Annotated in this window: 14 protein-coding genes; 12 read left to right on the forward strand and 2 right to left on the reverse strand. The window is 57.8% G+C overall.

The features are described from left to right. Positions 1-73: 73 nt before the first annotated feature. Positions 74-349 carry a SelT/SelW/SelH family protein gene (locus ABV408_RS05315; protein WP_207035249.1) on the forward strand — a complete coding sequence of 92 codons (276 nt, stop codon included), beginning with the start codon at positions 74-76 and terminating at the stop codon, positions 347-349. Positions 350-374: 25 nt separating this feature from the next. Here the strand turns inward: ABV408_RS05315 and ABV408_RS05320 are convergent, their stop codons facing one another. Next, a complete protein-coding gene (locus tag ABV408_RS05320) occupies positions 375-1,352 on the reverse strand; it encodes a zinc transporter ZntB (protein ID WP_353981419.1) in 978 nt (325 codons plus the stop codon). A gap of 160 nt (positions 1,353-1,512) precedes the next feature. Further along, positions 1,513-2,100 (reverse strand): arylesterase, encoded by a 588-nt coding sequence (locus ABV408_RS05325; RefSeq protein ID WP_353982200.1) that lies wholly within the window; start codon positions 2,098-2,100, stop codon positions 1,513-1,515. A gap of 587 nt (positions 2,101-2,687) precedes the next feature. On the opposite strand from ABV408_RS05325, the gene ABV408_RS05330 reads away from it, so the two are divergent. From ABV408_RS05330 to ABV408_RS05380, 11 genes are all read left to right on the forward strand, one after another. Then, entirely contained in the window at positions 2,688-3,419 is a 732-nt protein-coding gene (locus tag ABV408_RS05330; RefSeq protein ID WP_353981420.1) for an ABC transporter ATP-binding protein, read from the forward strand. Continuing rightward, positions 3,416-5,953: an FtsX-like permease family protein gene (locus ABV408_RS05335; RefSeq protein WP_353981421.1), complete on the forward strand. Its 2,538-nt coding sequence runs from the start codon at positions 3,416-3,418 to the stop codon at positions 5,951-5,953. The genes ABV408_RS05330 and ABV408_RS05335 overlap by 4 nt, the downstream gene beginning before the upstream one ends. 111 nt (positions 5,954-6,064) lie before the next feature. After that, positions 6,065-7,570, forward strand: coding sequence for an aldehyde dehydrogenase (locus ABV408_RS05340; protein WP_353981423.1), 1,506 nt, complete (start codon positions 6,065-6,067; stop codon positions 7,568-7,570). Positions 7,571-7,956: 386 nt separating this feature from the next. After that, complete coding sequence (glyA, locus tag ABV408_RS05345) at positions 7,957-9,219, forward strand: serine hydroxymethyltransferase (RefSeq protein WP_353981424.1); 1,263 nt, start codon at positions 7,957-7,959, stop codon at positions 9,217-9,219. Between the two features lie 382 nt (positions 9,220-9,601). After that, positions 9,602-10,549, forward strand: a complete 948-nt coding sequence (locus ABV408_RS05350) for a lipopolysaccharide biosynthesis protein (protein WP_353981425.1) — start codon at positions 9,602-9,604, stop codon at positions 10,547-10,549. A 291-nt stretch (positions 10,550-10,840) separates the two neighbouring features. Further along, entirely contained in the window at positions 10,841-12,202 is a 1,362-nt protein-coding gene (locus tag ABV408_RS05355; protein ID WP_353981427.1) for an oligosaccharide flippase family protein, read from the forward strand. Between the two features lie 50 nt (positions 12,203-12,252). After that, positions 12,253-13,392, forward strand: coding sequence for a hypothetical protein (locus ABV408_RS05360; protein WP_353981428.1), 1,140 nt, complete (start codon positions 12,253-12,255; stop codon positions 13,390-13,392). Positions 13,393-13,544: 152 nt separating this feature from the next. Continuing rightward, a complete protein-coding gene (locus tag ABV408_RS05365; protein WP_353981429.1) occupies positions 13,545-14,411 on the forward strand; it encodes a rhamnosyltransferase in 867 nt (288 codons plus the stop codon). After that, positions 14,408-15,334: a glycosyltransferase family 2 protein gene (locus ABV408_RS05370; protein WP_353981430.1), complete on the forward strand. Its 927-nt coding sequence runs from the start codon at positions 14,408-14,410 to the stop codon at positions 15,332-15,334. Before ABV408_RS05365 ends, ABV408_RS05370 begins: the two co-directional genes overlap by 4 nt. Before the next feature lie 47 nt (positions 15,335-15,381). Beyond that, positions 15,382-16,770 carry an undecaprenyl-phosphate glucose phosphotransferase gene (locus ABV408_RS05375; RefSeq protein WP_353981431.1) on the forward strand — a complete coding sequence of 463 codons (1,389 nt, stop codon included), beginning with the start codon at positions 15,382-15,384 and terminating at the stop codon, positions 16,768-16,770. Positions 16,771-16,781: 11 nt separating this feature from the next. Then, positions 16,782-17,297, forward strand: a complete 516-nt coding sequence (locus ABV408_RS05380) for an NAD-dependent epimerase/dehydratase family protein (RefSeq protein WP_353981432.1) — start codon at positions 16,782-16,784, stop codon at positions 17,295-17,297. Position 17,298 lies beyond the last annotated feature (1 nt).

The following is a 17,298-nucleotide window of genomic DNA, read 5'->3' on the forward strand; positions in this document are numbered from 1 at the left end:
CCGCAACGCTTGAGTCCGGCGCGGCGATCCGCGCATCATGCGGGCCAGTGCAATTATCGCCGAGGAGAGTCGCATGGCCCGCATCCGCATTCATTATTGTACGCAATGCCAGTGGCTGCTACGTGCCGGCTGGTATGCCCAGGAGCTGTTGCAGACCTTCGGCGAGGATCTCGAACAGGTGGCCCTGGCGCCCAGCCACGGCGGCCACTTCGAGGTGCTCTACGACGAGCAGACCCTATGGGAGCGCAAGCGCGACGGTGGCTTCCCCGAGATCAAGGAGCTCAAGCGCCGGGTGCGCGACCGGCTCGACCCGCAGCGCGATCTGGGCCACGTCGACCGCGGCGACTGAGACGCCGCGGGGCGACGTGGATCATCTACCACCAGTGCTTGCGCTTGAGCAGCCACATCACCGCGCCGCCGACCACGGCGGTGATGGCGACGAAGACGGCAAAACCGTAGTGGCTGTTGGCGCCGGGGATACCCCCGACGTTGATGCCCAGCAGGCCGGTCAGGAAGCTCAGCGGCAGGAACACCGTGGTGACGATCGCCAGCATGTACATGCGTTGGTTGAGGCGTTCGTTGTGCTCGTTGAGCAATTGCTCCTGCAGGATCAGCGCGCGCTCCTGCATGGCGTGGAAATCCTCGACGTAGCGCGATAGCTGGTTGGCACTCTCGCGTACCGAGACGCGGGTATCCTCGTCGAAGCTGTCGGGCCCGTGGGCGATCTGCTCGAGGCAGTCGCGCTGGGGACCCATGAAGCGACGCAGGGTGATCAACGAGCGACGCAGGTGCGACAGATCGTCGGGGTCGACCTCACGATCGCTGAGCTGGTCCTCTTCCAGCTCGCCCAGGCGGTCGTCGAGCTGGTGGGCCACGTCACCGACGTTGTCGACCAGGGTCTCCGCCAGCCAGGCGAGCAGGTCGGGCACCGACAGCGCGCCTTCGCCGCGATCGATGCGCTCGCGTACTTCGCTGACCGATTTCAGCGGACGCCGGCGCAGCGTGATCAGGCGGTTGGCGGAGATCCAGATGCGCAGCGAGATCAGGTCCTCCGGGGCGGCGCCCGGGTTGAGATTGACGCCGCGCAGCGTGCTTACCGCGCCGTTGCGGAACTTGGCCACGCGTGGGCGGGTGTCTTCCTCCAGCAGTGCCTCGATCGCTGCCTCGTCCAGTCCGGCGATATCCTCGAGATAGGTGCCGACGTCGGCATGGCGGAAATCGAGATGCATCCACAGCGGCCGCTCCGGCGACTGCCACGCCTCGCGCAGCTGTCTCACGCTGAGCAGTGAACCGCCGCCGCTGCCGTTCAATTCATAGGCGGCAACCAGCGCCGTATCGCCTTCCATCTGCATCTGTTGGCCTCTCGGTGGGGCGCCCGGTGCCTCCTCGGGCTTGAATCGCGTATGACTTGGCCGGTGTGGCCTGCTCACGCGGTGTCAGCAGGCGACTGCACGCAGTTTGCGTTCAGAGCCTAGCACGCCGCTGACCGCGCGCCAGGCGGCGCCATTCGGCTCAGCGCTGGTCGTCGGCGTCGTCGGCGAGCATCGGTTCGAGCTTGGCCCAGACGTTGGCCAGGATGATCGGCTGGGCCTCGGCGGTCGGGTGGATGCCGTCCGCCTGCAGCATGCTGTCGAGATCGACGTCTTCGAGCAGAAACGGAACCAGCGGCAGATCGTACTCGTCGGCAAGCTGAGTGAAGACGTTACGAAAGGCGTTGGTATAGGCGGGACCGTAGTTGGGGGGTACCTCGATGCCCAGCAGCAGCACGCGGGCGCCCTCCGCGCGGCTGCGTTCGATCATCTTGGCCATATTGACCTTCATCTGCTGGGGCGAGAGACCGCGTAGACCGTCGTTGCCACCGAGTTCGAGTAGCACGATATCCGGGCGGTGCTGCTTGAGCAGATCGGGTAGCCGCGCCGCGCCACCCGAGGTGGTCTCGCCGGAGATACTGGCATTGATGACCGGATAGCCCTTGCCCAGCTTGCGTTCGAGCAGGCTGACCCAGCCCGCCTGCGGATCGATGCCATAGGCCGCGCTGAGGCTGTCGCCCATCACCAGCAGGGTGTGCGCCTGTGCCGCGCCGGGCAGCGTCAGCGCCATGGCCAGCGCCAGCAGTGCGCGCGACAGGCAGGCGCGCAGCCATGTCTTCGTCGACCTCTTCGTCGAACCGGGCATCCTCGAACCAGGCAACATGTCTCACTCCTCGGGAGAATCGGCGAACGCGGATCTTATCCGATCATGGGCTCGGCAAAGCGACGATAAGCGTCTTCAGGCCACGACTTCCCTGGCGAGAGGCGGGGGCCGAGCGTGAACCGGAGAGGCAATGGGCGATCGAAATCGCCATGTTGCCGTCGCAACCACTATGTCGGCAAGCGCGACGCCGGCTATTTCCGTCATATCTCAGAGGGCTTCCGCTGCTTCCACTACGCTTATATGACGCGCTCCCCTGCGCGCGCGACCGCTCACCCCACCGGGGAGGATGCCTCGACGTGCATCTTAGGATGCGCTGGTCGCGATGGCAGCCGGTGTCGGGCGTCTCACGTAGGCGCCATCCCGCATCCCGGGCGTACCTGGCCGGTCGGGGGGATCCGTGCCAGAGTGGGGGACATCGGCGTTCATTGCTGGCTGCGCGGCGAGAGACCGTCGTCGTTCAGCGGGACGCATCACCGCACAGGAAGCCCCGATTCATGCCCGACTCCCGCGACGCGCGCGCCGCCTCGGCCGCCGCGACCCCGACGCTCGAGGCCCGCGGCCTCGTCAAGCAGGTCATCAGCGGCGACCGCCAGTTGACCATCCTCGACAGCCTCGATCTGTGCGTCATGCCCGGCGAGAGCGTGGCGATCCTCGGCAGTTCCGGGGCGGGCAAGTCGACCCTGCTGGCACTGCTGGCGGGCTTGGATACGCCCAGCGATGGTGAGCTTGCGCTATTCGGTACCGCGCTGCCGGCGCTCGATGAGGATGGCCGCGCCGCGCTGCGCGCCGGACGGGTGGGATTCGTGTTCCAGAACTTCCAGCTCCTACCTACCCTGACCGCGCTGGAGAACGTGATGCTGCCGCTGGAGCTGACTCCCGGTCGCGATCATCAACAGCGGGCGCGTGACTGGCTGGGCCGGGTCGGGCTCGGCGAGCGCCTTCATCATCTACCCAAGCAGCTCTCCGGCGGCGAGCAGCAGCGCGTCGCCGTGGCGCGCGCCTTCGTCACCGGGCCCGAGCTGGTGTTCGCCGACGAGCCCACCGGCAACCTCGATCGCGACACCGGGAGCGCGATCATCGAGTCGCTGTTCGCGCTCAACCGCGAGGCCGGCACCACCCTGGTGCTGGTCACCCACGACCCCCATCTGGCGCGGCGCTGCCAGCGCTGCCTGCGTCTCGACGGCGGCCGCCTGGTGGCCCTCGAACGTGACGAGGTGCAGACATGAGTGCGGGCAGTTCGCTGCTGGCGCTGTCGCTCAAGGGACTCCGGCGCGATCTGCGTGCCGGTGACGTGCGCGCGCTGTTCGTCGCCCTGGTGCTGGCAGTGGCGGCGACCACCATGATCGGCTTCTTCCTCGACCGTCTGGATCGTGGCCTGACCCGCCAGGCCGGCCAGCTGATGGGCGGCGACATCAAGCTCGAACAGAGCGCCCCCTTCGACGACGACCTGCGTGACACGCTGCGCCATGCCGGGCTGACCCTCTCCGATCAGGTCGACACCGTCTCCATGGTCAGCCGCGGCGACGCCTTCCAGCTGGCCAGTCTCAAGGTGGTCGACGGCGCCTACCCGCTCTACGGCAAGCTGCGTGTCGACCTCGGCGAGGGCATCGTCGAGAGCGCCGCGGGGCCGGCGCCGGGCAGCGTCTGGATCGCGCCGCGACTCGCCCAGCTGCTCGACGTGGCGATCGGTGAGCCGGTGCAGGTGGGCCAGCGTGAGCTGACGGTGTCCGGGCTGATCGACCGCGAGCCGGATCAGTCGGCGGGCTTCGCCAGTCTCAGCCCGCGGCTGATGATGCGTCTGGCCGATCTCGAGGCTACCGGGCTGGTCCGGCCGGGCTCGCGGATCGAGTACGAACTGCTGGCCAAGGGGCCCCCGGCGGCGGTGGCGGCGGTGGGCGACCTGCTCACGCGGCTGCGCCAGCAGGGCGTGGAGGTCGAGGATGTGCGCGACGACCGCCCCCAGCTCGGCAGCGCCCTGACCCGAGCGCAGAAGTACCTGAGCCTCTCCGGGCTGGCGGCGGTGCTGCTCGCCGGGGTGGCTGTGGCCATGGCCACCCGCCGCTATGTCGACCGCCATCTGGATACCGCCGCACTGCTGCGCTGCTTCGGTGCCAGCCAGCGCCAGTTGGCGCAGCTGTTCGCCTGGCAGTTGACCTGGCTGGCGCTGGCGGCCTCGGTGGTGGGTGCACTGCTGGGACTGGTGGGGCAGGCCGCGCTGCTGGCCCTGCTGGCGCGCTTTCTGCCGCTGACGCTGCCGGCGCCGGGCATGCTGCCGCTGCTGCTGGGGGTATTGACCGCGCTGGCGGTGCTGGTGGGGTTCGCCGGGCCGACGCTGCTGCGCCTGCAGCGGGTCAGTGCGCTCAAGGTGCTGCGTCGCGAACTCGATCCGCTGCCCGCCTCGGCGTGGCTGGTGGTGGCGGTGGCCAGTCTGGTGTTCGGCGCGCTGCTGTGGCTCTACTCCGGCGATCTTGGGCTCGCCGCGGCGCTGCTGGTGGGCGGGCTGGTCGCGCTCGTGGTGCTATGGGGGCTGGGCTGGCTACTGCTGGCACTGGTGTTGCGCCTGGCCACACGCTTCGGTGCACGTGGCGGCGAGGCTAGCCGCGCCCTGCGCCTGGGTGCGAGCCAGCTGGCGCGGCGGCGCCAGGCGAGTCTCGGCCAGTTGCTGGCCTTCGCCGTCACCTTCGCGGCGATGGCGATCATCACCCTGGTCCGCGGCGATCTGCTGAGTGCCTGGCAGACTCAGCTACCGGCGGATACCCCCAACTACTTCGCGATCAATATCCAGCCCGGCGAACGCGAGGGCTTCAGCGCCATTCTCGACCAGGTCGCCGATACCCGCAGCGCCCTCTACCCGATGGTGCGCGGGCGCCTGACGGCCATCGATGGCCGCCCGGCGCGCGAAGCGGTGCCCGAGGCGCGCCGTGACGACAACGCGCTCAAGCGCGAGCTCAACCTCACCTGGCGCGCGGCGCTGCCCGAGAGCAATCGGCTGGTCGCCGGGCGCTGGTTCGACGCCGACACCCGGGTGGCCGCGGGCAGCGTGCCGATCTCGGTCGAGCGCGGCCTCGCCGAACGCCTCGGGGTGGGGCTGGGCGACAGCCTGACGTTTACCATCGGCAGCGACAGCGTCACCGGCGAGATCACCAGCCTGCGCGACCTCGACTGGGACAGCTTCCGGCCCAACTTCTTCGTGATCTTCCCGCCCGACGTGCTCGAGCGCTACGGGCATAGCTACATCACCGCCTTCCATCTCGATGCCGCCGCCCACGGCGATGTGCTGGGGCGGCTGGTCGCGGCCTATCCCGGCGTCTCGCTGCTCAACGTCGACGCCATCCTGGCGCGGGTGCGCGAGTTGCTGGCCCAGGTCACCCGGGCGGTGGAGCTGGTGCTGGGCTTCGTGCTGCTCGCCGGGGTCAGCGTGCTCTACGCCGCGCTCACCGCCAGCCAGACTCTGCGTGCCCACGAAAGCGGGCTGCTGCGGGTCTTCGGTGCCGGGCAGCGCCTGCTCTCACGGGTCCAGGGCGTGGAGTTCGCGCTGCTCGGCTTCACCAGCGGGCTGATGGCGGCGCTGCTGGCCGAGGTCGCTGCGCTGGGCATCTACGCCGGCTGGCTCGATCTCGCCCCGCGCCTGCATCTATGGCTATGGCTGTTGCTGCCGTTCGGCGGCGCGCTGCTCATCGGCGTGATCGGGCATCTGCTGTCGCGTGGCCTGCGCCGGCAGGCGCCGGTGCAGAGCCTGGGGCTCTTGGGCGAAGGGTGATTAGCGAAGTGGCGGCGTACGCGGTGCACCACGGCGAGGTGCCGCGCAGGCCTCGGCCGGCGTATGCTTTGTTGACAGCGTCTCAGAGAGAAACCCGCGATGAGCCATGCAATGACCAATGCAAAGACCGATGCCATGACCCTGGCCGACTGGCAGCGTCTGGCCAGCGAGCTGACGATCGAGACCCGTGCCTTCATCGACGATGCCTTCGTCGACGCGGAGAGCGGCGAGACCTTCACCAGCGTCAATCCGGCCACTGGTGACACGCTCGCCGAGATCGCCAGCTGCGATGCCGCCGACGCCGACAAGGCTGTGGCCCGAGCGCGGCGCGCCTTCGACGAAGGGGCGTGGTCGCGGCGCCCGCCCGGCGCGCGCAAGGCGGTGCTGCTGCGCCTCGCCGAGCTGATGGAGACTCACAAGGCGGAGCTGGCGCTGCTCGACACCCTCGACATGGGTAAGCCGATCGGCAGCTCCCTGGGGGATATGGGCGGTGCCATCGGCTGTCTGCGCCATCATGCCGAATCGATCGACAAGCTCTATGGCGAGGTCGCGCCCACTGGCGACGATGCTCTGGGCCTGGTGCTGCGCGAGCCGCTCGGTGTCGTCGCCTCGATCGTGCCGTGGAACTTCCCGCTGATGATGACCGCGTGGAAGATCGCCCCGGCGCTGGCCGCCGGCAACAGCGTGATCTTGAAGCCTTCGGAGAAGTCACCGCTGTCGGCGCTGCGTCTGGCGGCGCTGGCGCGCGAGGCCGGGCTGCCTGCCGGCGTCTTCCAGGTACTGCCCGGCTTCGGCCACACCGTGGGCAAGGCGCTGGCGCTGTCGATGGGCGTCGACTGCCTCGCCTTCACCGGCTCCACCGCGGTGGGCAAGCAGCTGATGCAGTACGCCGGGCAATCCAACCTCAAGCGCGTCTATCTGGAGTGCGGCGGCAAGAGCCCCAATCTGGTCTTCGCTGACTGCAAGGATCTCGACGCCGTGGCCCGCCACGCCGCCGAAGCGATCTTTCACAACCAGGGCGAGGTGTGCATCGCGGCCTCCCGGCTGCTGGTGGAGAACCGCATCCGCGAGACCTTCGTCGACAAGCTGCTGGCGGCCGCCGAGCACATGCAGCCGGGCGACCCGCTCGATCCGTCGAGCTTCATGGGCGCGATGGTCGACCGCACCCAGTATCAGCGCGTGCTCGACTATATCCGCCGCGGTGTCGAAGAGGGCGCCACCCTGCGCAGTGGCGGCAGTGCCGCGGAGGGGCCTGGGCTGTTCATCCCGCCGACGATCTTCGACGGCGTCTCGCCGAGCATGGCAATCGGCCGCGAGGAGATCTTCGGCCCGGTGCTGTCGGTATTCGGCTTCGACACCGAAGAGGAGGCGATCGCACTGGCCAACGACAGCGACTACGGCCTGGCGGCGGGGGTCTGGAGCCAGGATATCGACCGCGTCATGCGCGTCTCGCGGCGGCTGCAGTCGGGGCAGGTCTACGTCAACAACTGGGCCGGTATGGACCAGACCGTACCCTTCGGTGGCGTCAAGCAGTCGGGCAACGGTCGTGACAAGTCCCACCACTCGCTGGAGGAGTACTCCGACCTCAAGACCGTCTGGATCTCCTTGACCCCTTGATCTGGATCTCCTCGATCCGTTGAAGGGGAGCGGGCTCGGCTCGATGCGCCTCGGGCCGGGCCTTCCGCCGCGGTCTATCGTGTTGCCGGTCGCCGCACTCGATGGGCCAGGCTCCTGACCGCGGCGGGGCGCTGATGGTGTAGCCAAACTCCAGCATGCCAGTTACCCGCGCGGTGCGCCTGAAAGACGGTGCGCCGACAGCGGATGTCGTATCCGGTGACGTTTTACCCAGGCTAAAGCCAAGGTGAGAAATTATGCGCGCGCGCATGACGGACTTTCATAGGAAAGGCCGCCGGCGCTGGGGTATCATCGCGGCACGTTTTCATGATCGGAGTCCGCCGGGCGCGGGTCCGATCGTCCCCTCCCCGAGCCGAGGATACCCGCCGATGTTCACGCGAGACATGCAGATTGCCGGATTCGACGATGCCCTGTGGAAAGCGATGCAGCAGGAAGTCGCGCGCCAGGAAGCGCACATCGAACTGATCGCTTCCGAGAACTACGCCAGCCCGCGCGTGATGCAGGCGCAGGGCGCGCAGCTGACCAACAAGTACGCGGAAGGCTATCCCGGCAAGCGTTACTACGGCGGCTGCGAGCACGTCGACGTGATCGAGCAGATGGCGATCGACTACGCCAAGGAGCTGTTCGGCGCGAGCTACGCCAACGTCCAGCCGCACTCCGGCTCCCAGGCCAACGGTGCCGTGTTCCAGGCGCTGGTCAAGCCGGGCGACACCATTCTCGGCATGAGCCTCGACGCTGGCGGCCACCTGACTCATGGCGCCAAGCCGAGCTTCTCCGGCAAACACTACAATGCGGTGCAGTACGGCATCGACGAGAGCGGCCGGATCGATTACGACGAAGTCGCCAAGCTGGCCAAGGAACATCAGCCGAAGATGATCATCGCCGGCTTCTCGGCCTACTCCCAGATCATCGACTGGGCCAAGTTCCGCGAGATCGCCGACAGCGTGGGTGCCTACCTGCTGGTCGACATGGCGCACGTTGCCGGTCTGGTCGCCGCTGGCGTCTACCCCAGCCCGCTGGCGCATGCCCATGTGGTCACCACCACCACGCACAAGACCCTGCGTGGCCCGCGCGGCGGCCTGATCCTCTCCGCCGAGAACGATGCCGAGATCGAGAAGAAGCTGCAGGCTGCGGTATTCCCCGGTGGCCAGGGTGGCCCGCTGATGCACGTCATCGCGGCCAAGGCGGTCTGCTTCAAGGAAGCCATGGACCCCGAGTTCAAGAGCTACCAGCAGCAGGTGGTCAAGAACGCCCAGGCGATGGCCGGCGTGTTCATCGAGCGCGGCTATGAAGTCGTCTCCGGTGGCACCGAAGACCATCTGTTCCTGCTCTCGCTGGTCAAGCAGGGCCTGACGGGCAAGGACGCCGATGCGGCGCTGGGTCGCGCGCACATCACCGTCAACAAGAACGCCGTGCCCAACGACCCGCAGAGCCCGTTCGTCACCTCCGGCCTGCGTATCGGCACCCCGGCGGTGACCACCCGAGGCTTCGGCGAGTCCGAGTGCAGCGATCTCGCCGGCTGGATCTGCGATATCCTCGACGCCATACAGCAGGGCGACTCGAGCGAAGCCGAGAACGCGGTCAAGGGCAAGGTCGAAACGGTCTGCGGCCGGTTGCCTGTCTATCGTTGAGGCGACTTGACTCGGCAGAAGATCGGGTCGATGATCCGAGAAAAATGGGGCGCCGCCATGCGGCGCCCCATTTTTTGGGTCTAAATGTCTCTATCGGCGGTGGGGCGGATAGCGTTGCGTCCGCGAGAATTTAGATGCTCGGCGAATGCTCAGAAAAGACTCGCGAGTTTGCCTGTTCACATTCGATAATGTGCTCTGGTGATTGAAGAACGGAGATAGTTTCCACCGGCAGGCGTCAATAGGCATTCTGGCTTTACATGTGCTGCCTGATCGACGACATAAGCCATTTCCGTTAATATTCATTTCCATATAGCCTAATGCCGGCAAGAGGGGGGAGCGAGTAGACTGCGGCCCGTGGCGTATCTCTGAAAAGCGGGCTTAATTGAATGTTTATAATTGGCTTTTAGATTATAAAATCTGCATTGTCCGGATTTCCCAGGTGTGTGTTAATTCGGGGGCAGAGATTCGTGTGTTGGGTGGTGTCTTTCGCTACTCAATGGCGGTAGCGTGTTTGATGAGTTTAACTATAGCATTTGGGGTTTATACTATGAAAGTTCCAGCGCCTTCCCATTCCAGTTTAGAGCGCGGCGACGATATATCCCCCGTGGATTTGATGGTTATTTTAGTGCGTCGTAGACGGGTCGTGATGGCTGTATTTGTTGGAATGTTAATAGTATTGCTGCTTTTCTTGTTTTTCAAGAAGCCTGTCTATCAATACACTTCTTCATATGAAATGGCCGGTTATGTGAACCAGTCTGGCGAATTGCTAAGCTTGGAATCGCCAAATAGCGTCTTAGCAAAAGCCAAGAACATTTATCTTATGGAAGGTGTCAGGAGATTCCTTGAGAATCAAGGTTTAAAAAAGTTGCCATTCACGCTAACTGTATACAATCCAAAAGATACACTTTTGCTGAATGTTGAATCTAAAGCGACTGCTGATCAGAAAGGTTTAGTTTCCGGTTTGCATGATCTTATCTTGAATCGTCTGGGAGAAGATCAAAAAAGGCTGGTGGGAAAGTATCGTAAAACACTAAGCCAGCAGCTCGAAGATGTCGAAAAGGCTTTGGCAGCAGCGCAAAAATCAGAAAGCCAGAATGCCAATGAACTGGTAGCCGACTATTTCACACGGGCATCTGAATTACGTAGTAAGATAGAGGGGTTGGAAGAAGGGGGGGTTAATCAAATAGCCTTTAGAAGTTTGGAAAAGGTCGATACCAGCCGGTTTTTGATGATTGCTCTAGGTGTTCCTTTTGTAGCTATTTTAGCCATGCTGATAGGCTTTTTGACGGAATTCAGTGCGGTTGTCAAACGCCGCTTGGATAATCAATAGAATCTGATTGCTAAATTGATCGGCATCTTGTTACCTGATAATGAAGTGCGTTTCTATACGACGCTGTCAATTAAGAATGGATAAGGTCGTTTGGGTGTCCTGTCCAGCATCCTACATCTTTGTAGAGCACATGCATTCAAAGTGGAGTGTGAAGCTTTTATTCTTAATGATGTTGGTGCGATACGGAGTGGCTGTATTTTAATGTAATATAGTCTTTTGGCTTAGTGTGTCAAATTGGTTTTTTGGGCTGCACCCTGTCGATTGCCCTCTCTATCCACTCTGGAGGTTTGGATGAAGGTTTTTGAAGTAAACGGTCGTTTTTGGTCGGCATTGAATACCGATCTAGGTAGAGCCTTTTTAAAAACTTTATTTGCGCGTGGGATAGCAGCGGTCGGCTCGTTACTATTAGGCGTAACATTAGGGCGGTTCTACGGTGCTGATGGCGTGGGAGTCTTCGCTTTGGCCCAGAGTATTTTGTTTGGTGCTGGCATCTTGACGCGTTTTGGTATGGATAATGCGCTAATGCGCTATGCTGGCAGGGATCACGACAGCGTGCAGGGTTTTTATTATTTTATTTGGGCGGCAAGATATGCAGTTGCGGGTGCCTTGATAGTTGCATGTTTGTTGTTGCTCTTGAGGACCACAATAGCAGGGTTTTTCTCAAGCCCTTCTCTCGACTCCCTGCTGCTCTATGTCACATTTGCCGTGCCGCCCTTTACAGCCAATTATCTTCTTGCAGGTTATTTTAAAGGTGTCAGATGTCCCGCATCGGCATGTTTCCTAGAAAGTGGTTATATTTCTCTAGTGGCTGCTTTTCTGTTGATTGCTTATGGTTTTTTCTTCGGAGTTGCTGAAATACATCAAGCAGGCGCCGCCCTGTCTCTAGCAACGTGGTTGGTTTTTTTTCAAGGCTGTCTCGTGCTTTTTTTTCAACAAAAAAGGTACGCTGGGTTAAATCGGGATGTGCTTAATAATAAGCCAGATGACCCGCGGGGGTTCTTTAGCACTTCGCGTGCTTTTTTTGTGATGAGCTTGGCCGAGTTTATGCAAAATGTGCTTGTGGTATTTGTTGCTGCCTTCTTTCTGAATAGTCACGACTTGGGCTTGTTTAAGGCGGCCGAACGTTCCGCCCTGTTGATAGGTTTTGTTTTAATGCTGATTGCGGCTGTTTTTCCGCCTCGTTTCTCTACCCTCTACCATCATAATGAGCATGGTCGCCTGATAAGGTTAGCGCGCCAAAGTTCGCTATTGGGAGCTGCGCTATCGTTGCCAATGTTGTTAATTTGTCTGTTTTTCCCTGGCGCTGTGCTATCCCTTTTTGGCTCCGGGTTTAGCGATGCTGCTCCTTACCTCCGCATACTGGCTCTGGCTCAGGCTGTTAATGTTAGTACTGCTGCAGTCGGGTTCTTACTGAATATGACGGGTCACGAAATCTTAATGAGAAATATAGCTTTAATTAGTACCGGGATTGGTGTTTTGGCATTTGTCATTAGTATTCCTGCTATGGGTGCCCTGGGGGCAGCGCTATCGTTAAGCCTAGTGCTTGTGTTGCAAAATATAGTGGCACTTTTCTTTGTCAGGCAGCGACTGGGTTTTTGGCTTTATCCTGCGTGGTCATTTTATCCGATATCAAAAAGAGTAACTGAAAGATGATCGGTGGCAGGGTGACTGAACGGGGCACGTTGAGAGATCGTGTCTTCATAGTGAGTGTCGTGCTCATTACTGCTCTTCCGTCAGGCTCCCTGGCGGGCTTTCCTCTTAAATATTTATTGCTGTTGGTTATATTTTTTTGCTCCGTGCTAAGCGCAAAGCGCTTGTCAGTATCATTGAGTGCCCATCTCATCGGTATCGCTGGTTTTCTAATTCTGTATGCGATCTATGGATATGCCGAGTTTTCTCAGTACGCCATAAATGAATTGATTTTGGCACTAGGCGCCGTCGGCTTAGGGCTTCTTGTTACACACGTTATTTATGCTAGAGGATTTGGGCAGGATAAGGTGCTCACGATTTATAAGGCATCGGTGCTGCTCCTGGCGGGGAATAAACTGTTTATCATGTCATTTTATCTTCTTTCTCCGGGGTATGATGCATTTGTCGAGGGTTTTGTTGCAAGCTACGGAAAGGTTGCCGGTGCAAGTTTTCTAACGATGCCGCTTCCGCTCGGATTGGTTCGGATTTATATGCAGACTGATTTGATTGCAGCACTACTCCCTCTAGCCATTGCTGTGCTGCGTGCGAGAAGTCATATTACCGCCAGTGATCGTTTGACGGTGATGATGGCGATGTTTGTCGTGCTGGTCGGCTTCTCTCGCTATAATATCGCATGCCTTGGTCTTTGCATGGTTTTGTTTTGCATGGTGGATAAGAAAGGTCTATGGTTTAAATTTCTGCTTGGCTGTATGGTGCTGACTTCTGCTATCTTGTTCTTTGATCTATTTCGGGAATTTGTTGAAGTACGTTTTTTCTCCACCCAGAATGATGTTTCTGATGAAATTCGGTTCTCTCAAGCTTTAGTGCTTATGAACTACTTTGGAGATGCCCCTTTATTAGGTCACGGTCTAGGGGCTTTTACCACTGAGATGATTCGCTCAGCCACCGCTCCTTTTTCTTATGAACAGCAGTTGCTATCTTTTTTGCCGAAATTCGGTATTCTGGGTTTTTTGATATTTTCCTCGTATGTCACTTATATGGTGGTCAAGGTGATTGTTGCTCGGCAATACTGTCTTGCTTTATATCTGGCGTTGTTCGTATCTGCTTCGTTTTTCAACCCTTACCTTTTTAGCTCCAATATGCTGGTGGTTTATCTTTTGATATATCACCAATACTTTTATGGTGGTGATTAGGTTTTGGATTATGTGGCGATTCGATTTTTATGATGCCTTTTATAGAAGCAAGGTGTTGCGAGGGCTTTCACTCATTGGTACTATTGGACGCATTTCAAACTGCGACGTTGAGCCATGCTTGTGCTCTGTCAGTTTTTAGAGAGAGGTTTCGTTTGAAAACCTATTCCGTAATAGTGGCTTATCAACCCGATATTGCTCGGCTCAGATTGATGGTCGATGTTCTGGAAAAACATGGTATCAACGTTATTGTTGTGGATAATTCAGAGCCGTCAGTTGGTCTCCATTTGGAGAATGATGCCGAGGTGATTTCTTTAAATAAAAATGTTGGTATTGCTGCGGCCCAAAACATTGGCATTCGCCGTGCTCTAGATGGTGATTGTGAGGCTGTCGTATTTTTTGATCAAGATAGTTCAATTAGTGCTGGGTTGCTGAAAACACTCCTGGGTAAACTAAGTAGAGGAGAAAAGAGGGTTGTAGCGCCTGTCTTTTTTGATGAGAAAGGTGGGTTTGAGTATCCAGCCATTCTTGTCAATCGATGGGGCATGCGTAAAAAAGTGCACCCCTCTGCATCAAGTGTGCCAGTGTCTGTCGATATCGTAATTTCCTCTGGAAGTGCAATAAGTCGAGCAGCAATAGAAACCGTCGGGCTTATGGATGAAACGTTGTTTATCGACTATGTTGATACTGAATGGTGCTTGCGCGCAAGGTCCCTTGACGTTCCTATTGAAGTTTTGCCTGAAGCCAAAATGTTACATTCGATTGGTGATGCTTCGATCAATTTGATCGCTGTGCGTGTTCCTGTTCATGGGGCTCTTCGGCGGTACTATCGTGTTCGCAATTCATTCTTGCTTTTACGCATGCCCCACGTTCCAAAGTTGTTGGCGCTGCGCGAAGTTTTGTATTCTTTTGTTCATCAGGCAATTATAATGCTGTTCGTTTCTGGGCGTGGAAAGTACTTGCGTTACTTTTTGAAAGCGCTCGTCGATGGGGTATGTGGTGAGCGGGGGAAGATGAAATGACTATGCAGTCATCTTCGCACGACCCTAGAGCGCTTCTTGTCGTTCCTACTTTTAATGGTGCTTACAGTCTGGAACGTTTGCTAGATAGCCTGCCGGCAGAATTTCCTCTTTTTGTCATTGACTCTTCTTCGAGCGACGGTACTCAAAAGCTGCTGGTTGATAGAGAAGTCGATCACGAGATCATTCCACAACACGAGTTCAATCATGGTGGCACAAGACAGAAAGCTGTCGTAGATCGTCCCGGCTATGAGTTTTATATTTATTTGACTCAGGATGCCTATTTGGTCGACTCCTCTGCTGTTAGTAAACTGTTATCATACTTTGATGACCAGGAAGTAGGGGCCGTATGTGGTCGGCAATTACCTCATCTCGATGCCAACCCGCTAGCAGAGCATGCGCGACGATTTAACTATCCTGTCGATAGCGAGATAAAATCTCATGAGGATGCTGCTCGATTAGGGATCAAAGTTGCCTTTATGTCTAACTCTTTTGCCGGGTACCGCGCCGAGGCATTGGCTGACGTTGGTAGCTTTCCGAACGATGTCATCGTTGCTGAAGATATGTTTGTGGCTGCACGGATGCTCCAGTCCGGCTGGAAGGTGGCTTATGCTGGAGATGCTTGCTGCTACCACTCGCATAATTATAGCCTGGCCGAGGAGTTTCGTCGTTACTTCGATACGGGAGTCTTTCATAGTTGTCAGCCATGGATTCAGAGAGAACTGGGAGGTGCAAGCGGTGAGGGACGGCGTTTTGTGATATCGGAGTTGCATTACTTGTTGGAAAAGCATCCAGGTTGGCTACCAGTTGCAATGTTCTCAACGATGATGAAATTTGCGGGTTACCACCTTGGTAAAAGATATAATCACTTGCCCGCAACAGTCCAAAGATACTGCAGTATGCACAAGGGTTTTTGGAGGCGCTGAGTGACCAATAAGGTCATGTAGAATGCGTTAAGGGAGATGTTGTTCCAATGAGTTATCATGATAGGCGTTCCTTGCAAGGGTTCGACGCTTACACAACTTCGTTAGCTAGGTTGCTAGATCTTGCCATCATGCTGCTGGGTGGATGGGTAGCGTATGCCATACGTTTTGGGGCTTTTGCTATGCCCGAGCATTATTTTTGGGCGCTACCTCTTGGTGCTTTGATTCTGCTGCTGGTGCTGCCAGCGCTTAATGTTTATCAGACTTGGCGTGGTCGTGTGCGCGGTTTGCTGATCTTGCGCCTGTTATTTGGTTATTTCCTAGTTGGTGCTGTGCTCGCGTTGGTCATGTTTCTATCGCAATTAGGTGCCCACTTTTCTAGATTGTGGGTTGTTCTCTGGATAGCGGGAGCGTGCTTTGCTTCGATTGGTGTACGTGTCGCGGCTTATCCAATTGTCAACCGACTGCGTAGAAACGGTAGAAACCGGCGTAACGTAATGCTGGTCGGAGATGCCCATTCATGTGCTACTGCTGTCGCTCATCTGAAACGGCATCCAGAGTCCGGCTTTGATGCAACTCGATTGCTGCTTGTTGGAGATGACATATTTGATGAGCTTGAATCGTTATCCTACGAGCATTATCGTGTTGGTGACTCCATTGCACACGAAGAAGCTGAGGTTTGGATCTGTTTGCCCCTATCTAAGGGGGACGTTGTCAAGTCCATTTTGTCTTCACTTAGCCTGTCGACGGGAAATGTAAGATATATGCCCAATTTGAACGACTTTCGGCTTATTAATCATGATGTTTCTAACTTGGCTGGACTGTTTCTGCTGGATTTGACCTGCTCTCCTATATCTGGGGGGGCGCGCCTGCTTAAACGTGCGGAAGATATTGTGTTTTCAACAATAATTTTGTTGATGTTGAGCCCAGTCATGTTGGGGGTGGCGCTGGGAGTACGCTTGTCTTCTCCCGGGCCTGTTTTTTATCGGCAAGAACGAGTGGGGTTAAATGGTGTGTCTTTTATGATGCTGAAGTTTCGTTCGATGCCTGTCGATGCCGAGAACCAAGGGGTGAAGTGGGGAGGGGCCCGAGCAAAAAAGGTCACTCCTTTTGGGTCTTTTATTCGTCGTTTTAGCCTCGATGAACTTCCTCAGCTACTGAATGTATTGAAAGGGGATATGTCGATAGTCGGACCCCGACCCGAGCGCACGATTTTTGTTGAACAGTTCAAGCATGAGATCCCAGGATATATGCAGAAGCATATGGTCAAGGCGGGTATCACGGGGTGGGCACAGATCAATGGCTGGAGAGGCGATACTGATCTGGCCAAGCGCATAGAGTGTGACTTGTGGTATGTCGAAAATTGGTCGATTTGGTTGGATGTCAAGATTATTTTTCTCACGATATTTAAAGGTTTTTTTAATCCAAATGCCTATTGACTGATTTTGTTATGAAAATACTAGTAACTGGCGGGGCTGGCTATATTGGCTCGCACACGCTGATTGACTTGCTTGAGCACAACTATCGTCCCGTAGTTATTGATAATTTTGTGAATAGCTATCCTGAGTCGCTAAGGCGAGTGCAAGAAATCACCGGGCGCTCATCGACGCTAGTCGAGGGTGATATCAACGACGCCGCTAAGCTCGATGCTATATTTGCTGAGCATTCGATAGACGCGGTCATACATTTTGCTGGTCTTAAGGCCGTTGGCGAAAGCGTATCACAGCCGCTTACCTACTATCGAAATAACGTCTCTGGCACATTGACTCTTTGCGAAGCAATGGCTCGTGCGGGTATTTATCGCCTGGTGTTCAGCTCATCGGCCACTGTCTACGGAGAGAGTGCTCCCGTACCTTATCACGAGGCACTGCCTCGTGGGCTGGCTGCACAACCCTATGGTAGTACCAAGGCAATTGCTGAGCAGCTTTTTGAGGATCTCTGTCGCGCCGACCCCGATGGTCGGTAAT

Source organism: Salinicola endophyticus (assembly GCF_040536835.1).
GTDB classification, from domain to species: domain Bacteria; phylum Pseudomonadota; class Gammaproteobacteria; order Pseudomonadales; family Halomonadaceae; genus Salinicola; species Salinicola endophyticus_A.